The organism is Frankia tisae (genome assembly GCF_025403405.1).
GTDB classification, from domain to species: Bacteria; Actinomycetota; Actinomycetes; order Frankiales; family Frankiaceae; genus Frankia; species Frankia tisai.
In genome coordinates this window covers 1-6,355 of the sequence record NZ_JANEZT010000380.1, presented here as the reverse complement: position 1 = coordinate 6,355, position 6,355 = coordinate 1, and the positions used below count along the sequence as shown (strand labels likewise).

At 72.7% G+C, this 6,355-nt stretch carries 4 protein-coding genes and 2 pseudogenes; 5 read left to right on the top strand and 1 reads right to left on the bottom strand.

All coding sequences use genetic code 11. The annotated features are described in order from the left end of the window. The 5 genes and pseudogenes from NBZ85_RS26030 to NBZ85_RS33390 form a co-directional block, all read left to right on the top strand. Nucleotides 1-452: hypothetical protein (locus NBZ85_RS26030; RefSeq protein ID WP_261562778.1), on the top strand; the 452-nt coding region annotated here is incomplete at its 5' end. Beyond that, the gene (locus NBZ85_RS26025) at nt 442-1,221 is read left to right on the top strand and encodes an SCO family protein (protein WP_261559946.1); all 780 of its coding nucleotides are present in this window, start codon (nt 442-444) and stop codon (nt 1,219-1,221) included. The genes NBZ85_RS26030 and NBZ85_RS26025, both read left to right, overlap by 11 nt. An 86-nt stretch (nt 1,222-1,307) precedes the next feature. Then, nucleotides 1,308-3,296 (top strand): glycosyltransferase, encoded by a 1,989-nt coding sequence (locus NBZ85_RS26020; RefSeq protein ID WP_261559945.1) that lies wholly within the window; start codon nt 1,308-1,310, stop codon nt 3,294-3,296. Continuing rightward, nucleotides 3,293-5,185: an ArnT family glycosyltransferase gene (locus NBZ85_RS26015; RefSeq protein WP_261562777.1), complete on the top strand. Its 1,893-nt coding sequence runs from the start codon at nt 3,293-3,295 to the stop codon at nt 5,183-5,185. The genes NBZ85_RS26020 and NBZ85_RS26015 overlap by 4 nt, the downstream gene beginning before the upstream one ends. Next, nucleotides 5,085-5,609 (top strand): annotated as a pseudogene (locus tag NBZ85_RS33390) (hypothetical protein); the annotation flags it as partial. The gene NBZ85_RS26015 and the pseudogene NBZ85_RS33390, both read left to right, overlap by 101 nt. 520 nt (nt 5,610-6,129) lie before the next feature. Here NBZ85_RS33390 and NBZ85_RS26010 read toward each other — a convergent pair. Further along, nucleotides 6,130-6,355: pseudogene (locus tag NBZ85_RS26010) on the bottom strand (FHA domain-containing protein); the annotation flags it as partial.

Genomic DNA, 6,355 nt, shown 5'->3' with positions numbered 1-6,355 from the left:
GGGGGCGGCGGCGGGTGCTGGTGACGATCGCCCTCGCGGTGGCGCTCGTCAACGGCGCCGCCGGGGTGATCGCCCATGGTGGGTGGCCCGGCAGCGGTTCCGGCCGTTCCGGACCGCCCGGCCATGACTCTCCCGGGCAGGAATCCGCCGGGCAGAGCATCGTTGCCGCGGCCGCGCCGGCCGCTGCGCTGTCCGGCCGGCTCGTGCCCCGGGGCAACGGCAGCCCTTCCCCGGTCCCGGTCGGCCTCGACGGCTGCGACTACAACTACGTCGCGGCCGCCACCGGCCGACGGGTCTGCGTCCCGCGCACCCCGCCGCCCGGCCGCCAGATCGACTGCGGCTACCTGCGAGAACAGGGGATCGGCTCCGTCCGGGTCGTCGGTCAGGACACCCGGCGGCTCGCGGGCGTGGCCGCCGCGGCCGCGCGGGGCACGGTGCTCTGTGGCTCTTGACGACGTACCTGCGGACGGCGACGCCGGCAGGGCTGGCGGCGTGTTCGCTGGCCCCGGCATGCGCGTCTGGCCGGCGCGCCGCGGGCTGGTGGCGCTGATCGTCACCCTCGGGGTCGGCGTGCTGGCGGCCTGCGGCGGCGCCGATCCCGCCGGCGCCGATCCCGCCGGCGGCGGGCCACCGGCTGTGGTCGGCGGGCCGGCGCGCGATTCAGGTGCGGCGAACACGGCCGGTGGCGGCTGGCACGGCGCCGTTCCTGGCATTGCCGTGCCCCGTCCGTCGTTCGTTCTGACCGACACCGGTGGGCACCGTTACGACTTCGCCCGTGCCACCGCCGGCCGCGCCACGCTGCTGTTCTTCGGGTACACGCACTGCCCCGACGTGTGCCCGACGACGATGGCGGACCTCGCGGCGGCCCGGCAGGTCGCCGGGCCCGCGATCGCGGCAAAGGTGACGGTCGTCTTCGTCACGACCGACCCGGCGCGGGACACCCCGGCGGTGCTGCGCCGTTGGCTCGCCCAGTTCGACGCCGGGTTCGTCGGGCTGACCGGCACCCCGGCGCAGATCGACGCGGCGCAGCGGGCGGTCGGCGTGCCGATGGCTCTCGCCGACCCGGCCGTCCGCACCGGTGACGGTCCGGCCTACCTGGTCAGCCACGCCTCGCAGGTCCTCGGGATCGGTCCGGACGACCGCGTGCGGGTGCGCTACTTCGCCGACACGAAGGTCGCCGAGTACGTCGCCGATCTGCCGAGGCTCGTCGCTGCACTCTGATCCGCCCTCAGCCTCCACGGCGCGCGATCCCGCGATCGCCCGCGCCGCCCGCGCCGCCGCGTCCCCATCCCGTCAGGCAGGTACAGGTGAAATCCGACTCCGCACCATCGCGGCCCCGCACGTTCCCCTCCGCCTCGCCGCGGCACCCCTCCGCGCACCTCCACCGAGACCCGCGGGCGTCCGCCCGCCGCCGGCGGCTGGCGACGGCGGCCTGGGGGATCGCGCTGCATGTCGCGCTCGCCGTCCTGTTCGCCGGCCCGTTGGCCGTCGAGGACGGCCTGGCCTACGCGATTCCGGCCGCGCTCGCGGTTCTCGCGCCCCGCACGTTCGGTCGCGCCGGTCCCCGCCGCCCGTCGGTGGGCTGGCCGCGGCCGGCCGGCGCCGGCGGTGGTCTCACCGTGGTCCGCGCCGCCGGGCGGGTCGATCACCGCGGTGCCCGGCTGCCGCGGATCGTCCAGCTCGCCTGCGAGTCCGCCGGCTGGTACGTGTTCATGATCGCCGGTTCCTCGGATCTCCGGGTCGCCTCGGTCGGGGGCCCCGACCTGCCCGGCTGGCTCGCCGCGACGCTGGGGGCGGCGGCCGCGGCGGGCGGCTCCCTGCTGTTGTCCCGCCGTGAGCCGCCCGCTCGGGCGGCGCGCCACCGCCGCGGGCTGTCCATCGTGGCCGCCGTGCCGCTCGCCGTGGCGCTGGCGATGCACGCGGCGCAGCATCACCACGCGGTGCTGATCGCCGCGTGGACGGGGGTGTCGCTGCTGATGCTGCTCGTCGCCATCCTCACCCTCGTGCGCGGCCAGTACAGCTGGCAGCTGCCGGAGCGGGTGCACCACGTCGACCTCGCCGACGTGGTGGCGCCGCGGCACCGGTTCTCGCTGATCATCCCCGCCCGCGACGAGCCGATCCTCGGCCGGACCCTGACCCAGATCCTCGCCGGCGACTACCCGGCCGACCTGCTGGAACTGGTCGTGATGGTCTCCCACGACGAGGTCGACCGGCCGACCCGGCGCATCGCCGAGCAGATCGCCGACCGTCATGCCAACGTCCACGTCATCGCCCCGGAGGGCAGCCAGCGCAGCAAGCCGCTGTCGCTGGAGGACGCCCGCCGGCACTGCACCGGGGACATCGTCGGCATCGTCGACGCCGAGTCGCTCATCGCTGGCGGCCTGCTCTCCTACGTCAACTCGCTGGCGCTGCGCCAGGCCGACGTCGGCATCTTCCAGGGCGGCGTCCAACTGATGAACGTCCGCGGCCCGGGGCGCCAGGCGCGGCCCGTCGGCGTCGGCCGGCTGCGCGCGGCGCTACGCCGGTGGAACACCGGAACCTCCTGGTGGCGGGCCCGCAACTGCCTGGAGTACTACATCTGGTTCATGTCCCGACTGCGTTTCCAGGCGCGGGCACGCTTCATCCCCCTCGGCGGGAACACCGTGTTCATCCGCCGGTCCGTGCTGGAGCGGCTCGGCGGCTGGGACGTCGCCTGCCTCACCGAGGACTGCGACCTCGGGGTACGCGCCTCGGTCGCCGGCATCCGCACGACGGTGTTCTACCACCCGGACCTGACAACCAGGGAGGAGACACCGGAGAGCCTGACGAAGCTCGTCGTCCAGCGCACCCGCTGGATGATGGGGTTCATGCAGGTCCTGTTCAAGGGGGACTGGCGCCTGCTGCCGGGGGTCCGCCAGCGGCTGATGGCCGCGGAGATGCTGGCCATGCCGTTCTTCCAGGCGATGGCCGGGATGCTGCTACCCGTCTCACTGGTCCTCACGCTGGTCCTCGCGGCACCGACGGGCATCGTCATCGTCTTCTGGCTGCCGCTGGCGGCCTCCGTCATGTCCGTGTTTTCCGAACAGGCGGCGTTCCGGGAGTTCGCCGACGCCTACGATCTCGCCGTCGGCCGGTGGGACAGCGTCCGGCTCATCCTCAGCGCACCGTTCTACCAGCTCGTGCTGTCGATCGCCGCGGTGCGGGCCACCGCCCGCCTGCTGCGCGGCCGGCTGGAGTGGGAGAAGACGTCGCATTCCGGCGCCCACCACGGCGCCGGCGCCGGCGCGGGTCGCTTCGGACTGGAGGCGGCGTCATGACCACCGTCCCCGACGTTCTCGACGAGACCCTGCCGCACCCGGTGGCGCCGCGGCCCGCAGCCTGGGCCGTCGACCGGGCCCGGCTGCTCGGCGTGTGGGTGGCGGCCGGCGCGCGGGCCCACCGGGGCAGCCTCGTCCTGCTCGCGGTGCTCCTGCCCGTCGTCGCGGTGGTGCACGGAGTCAACTTCGACGGCTGGCCGGGGCGGGTCACCGACGACGAGGGCACCTACGCGGCCCAGGCCTACTCGATGCAGTACTGGAACCGCATCGCCCACTACACCTACTGGTACGACCATCCCTTCGGCGGCTGGCTGCTCATCGCGATCTACACCAAGCTGACCGACGGCTTCCACCGGGCGGCGACGGCCGTCACCGCCGCCCGGGAGCTGATGTTCCTGCTGCACCTGGCGAGCTGCGTGCTGCTGTACCGGCTCGGCCGGCTGCTGGGCCTGCGCCGGTTCTTCGCCGGGCTCGCCCTGCTGGTGTTCTCACTGTCGCCGCTCGCGCTGTGGTACCAGCGGATGGCGTTCCTGGACAACATCGGGGTGATGTGGCTGCTGGCGGCGTTCGTCTGCGCCGCCTCACCGCGGCGCAGCGTGGCCGCCGCGGCGCTCGCCGGGACGTTCATGGCGTTCTCGTTCTGGTCGAAGGAGACGACGCTGCTGTTCCTACCCGGGCTGTACGTGCTGCTCTGGCAGCACCGGGACCCGCGGAACTGGCGGTTCGTGCGGCGGAACTTCCTCGGCTGCCTGCTCGGGATCTGCGGCATCTACATCCTGTACGCGGCGGCGAAGAACGAGCTGTTCGAGGGGCCCGGCCACGTCTCGCTGGAATGGGCGGTGCGCTGGCAGCTGTTCGACCGGGCGCCGAGCGGCAGCGTGCTGGACACCGGCAGCGACACCTACAACGTGGTCCGCTCCTGGCTCGACCTCGACCCGTACCTGGTGCTGGCGGGCATCGCCGCGGCCGTGCCGCTGCTCGCCCTGCCCCGCCTGCGGGTGGTCTCGGCGCTGCTGCTGATGCAGTTCGGCTTCATCTTCCGCAACGGCTACCTGCCCAACCCGTACGTCACCGCGATGCTGCCCTTCGCCGCCCTGTGCGCCGCCGGCCTGCTCGACGCGGTGCTGCCTCGCACTCCGCCCCGAGCCGGCGATGCCGACGGCGATGCCGACGGCGATGGCCACGGCGACGGTGACGGCGTCGGCAGCGCAGTCCGTGAACGCGGCGGCGGGCGAGGCGTGCCGGGATGGATGACCGCGGTGTGGACGGGCCTGCGCCGGGGCGCGGTGGCGGTGACCGTGGTCGGCTCGGTGGTGACGCTGGCCTGGGACTGGACGCCGAAGATCCACAAGGCGGTGACGGTGGACGCGAGTGCGCCGAGCCGGGACGCCACCCGCTGGTTCCTCGCTCACATCCACGATGACGGCACGGTCATCACCGACGACATCGCCTGGACCGACCTCACCATCCACGGCCGCCGCCCGCTGCCGGTGTGGTTCTACAAGCTCGACCTCGACCCGGAGGTCCGCGGCCACTTCCCGCACGGCTGGAAGGACGTCGACTACCTGATGATGGGCAAGCCCCCGGACTCGGTGCTCGCCGAGGTCCCGATCGTCGCCGAGGCCCTCCACCACTCGGTGGTCCTCAAGTCCTTCGGCAACGGCGAGATCGAGATCCGCCGGGTCCTCCCTCCCGGCTGCCGTGTCGACATCCCGCCCGCCCGCTGCGGCCCCGGCTCGGATTCCGTACCAGCACGACCAGGTAACGGTGACGCGCAACGGCCGGCCGGAGGCCGTGGTCATCCCGGTGGAGGAGCGGGAGAGCCTGCACGAGACTCCGGAGATTCCGCCAGACGCCGAGACGGTGTCCTCTCTCCCGGCGGCGGGTGAGGAGATCGCCCGAGGCGAGGTCCACCCGACCGACGAGGTGCGCGCGGCGTTCCGCGAACGAGGCCAGAGGAGACAAGCCTCGGCGCCGTGCAGCTCCATCTCGGCATGGCCGAATCCGAACCGTCCGTGCGCAAAGCTCGCCCGACGTCACTTCCAGCAGTTGGCAGTTGGCAGTTGGCAGTTGCAGGAGGTTAGCCCCGGTCCGCGTGCCCGCAACCGCCATCAACCTCCTGCAACTGCCCGCGCCACCACCGGGAACGGAATCATCCCGGCCCGTCAGATCAGCTTGGAAGGAGCTCCGCGCGGACCGGCCTCTGATCACAACCAGCTGCGCGCCCTAAGCCGCGCAGCCGCCCTGGATGGTCAGGAGCCGGCCTTTTCCGGGCTCGGCACCCCATTGAGTTCCGGGCAGAACCTGGCGTAGGTGACCAGCTTCCACGCCGCGTAGTCCTTGAGTCGGCTGGCCTCGTGCAGCAGATGCCTGACCCAGGTGTGGCAGAGATCTGGTCGAGCATCCGGCCGGCCAAGGCGAAGTCGTCGGTGGTGAACGCGCCCAGGTCGATCTCGACGCCGTCGACGTCGAACGCGAACACCAGCCGGGTGGTGGAGAAGCTGGTCCTCCGCTCGCCGAGGAACCGGGCGGGGCCATCGAGGGCGCCCAGCAGTCGCGCATCATGGACGCGTATCGCGGTGTAGAAGCGTTCCGCACGGCCGAACTCGGCAGCGGGAATGTCGCCGCGGTCGACTCCTCCCTTCGCGAGGATGCCGTCGAGGTCCAGGGCGGTGGGATGCGGAGTCATCACCAAGGTGACTCTCGCGTCACACTTGGCAACGGCATTGATGGTCCGCTGCCTGCTGCTGAGAAGAAAACAAGGCGGGACAGACGACCACAGGTTCCCCCTCTCGCCCGCTCCCTCATCGATGGGCGACGTCGGAGCCCAGGGTCAGCTCAGCGCGATCAGCGCGCCCAGGGCGAAGCCGGTCGCGGCGAGCCAGACGAGGGTCGGTAGCGCGTGTAGCCAGCGCGCGAGTGGTCGCCGTTCGGTGCTCTCACCCGCCCCGTCCACTGGTCCCGCCTGGGCGGGCACCGATTGTCCGGGGGCTGGCGACTGGCCGGGCACTGGGAGACGGCCTGCTGCCGGCGATCCCGGTGGGGGGCCTGCCTGGTAG